General features: G+C 66.0%; 1 protein-coding gene and 1 pseudogene. Both read right to left on the reverse strand.

Going from position 1 to position 852, the window contains the following annotated elements; all coding sequences use genetic code 11:
* A pseudogene (locus RZ1_RS31065) lies at window positions 1–257 on the reverse strand (hypothetical protein); the annotation flags it as partial.
* Complete coding sequence (locus RZ1_RS29470) at window positions 254–604, reverse strand: class I SAM-dependent methyltransferase (RefSeq protein ID WP_169918193.1); 351 nt, start codon at window positions 602–604, stop codon at window positions 254–256. The pseudogene RZ1_RS31065 and the gene RZ1_RS29470, both read right to left, overlap by 4 nt.
* Window positions 605–852: the final 248 nt, after the last annotated feature.

Raw genomic sequence — 852 nt, forward strand, 5'->3', positions numbered from 1 at the left:
ACCTTCGGATGAAGAAAGCGCAAGGTAACCCGACCGGATGAGGTGGCGGTGAGCCGTAACCGGTGAGGTTCGAGCATGCTGGCGAGCGCCGCGGGGTCACCCCAGCGACTGGGCGGGCCGCTGCCGATGGGTGGTGGCGGTAGGTAGGCGTTCAGTATCTGCCCCATCGTCGGCAGCACGCTGCCCGGCGCCCACGATGCGAGCACCACCCTGGCGCCGGCTGCCGCGACTCTCGCGAGTTCTCGGGCTGCGATCACATGTTCGGCCGCGTACATCGCACCGAACACCGAGACACAACATCGGCGGATTGATCCGGAGGGAGTAGGGCTTCCAGATCACCCCACAGCCATTCAATGTCAGAACCCGTGCCGAGTGCTCGTTCCTCAGCCAACCGCAGCAGCTCCGTCTCAAAGTCGATGCCGACAACTCTGCAGCCGCGCTCGGCCGCGAGCAGCGCCGCATTGACTGTGCCGGTGGCGATGTCAACCACCCGGTCGCCCGGCTCGACCGCCGCCGCGTCGACGGCTGCAATGGCCGCGGACTGTAGATGATGGGCCATCAGCGGGTAGTCACCGACGCCCCACGTTGTCATCGGGCTGTTCATTCTCGGCCTCCTGAAGCAGGAGGCGCCCTCGAGCATGTTGTCCGAAGTCGAGCGTGGCGGACAGGTCCGTCGCAGCGCCTCTCGCCCCGGATGGGGATGGCGACAGCGTAGCGCCGCCATCCGCGGATTCTGACTGCATCTCGTCGTCAGATCGCTCGCGAAGCCTGACCAAGCCCGCCCGTCGAGCTCGCAGAGTCGTCGAACGCCTAGAGCATGTGTGAGCCCCTTCTGCGACTGTCACTCGGGTA

This window comes from Rhodococcus zopfii NBRC 100606 = JCM 9919 (assembly GCF_001895025.1).
GTDB lineage: Bacteria > Actinomycetota > Actinomycetes > Mycobacteriales > Mycobacteriaceae > Rhodococcus > Rhodococcus zopfii.

Coding starts and splice junctions, on each gene's coding strand:
- RZ1_RS29470 (WP_169918193.1), bottom strand. CDS start 604: ATGAACAGCCCGATGACAACGTGGGGCGTCGGTGACTACCCGCTGATG.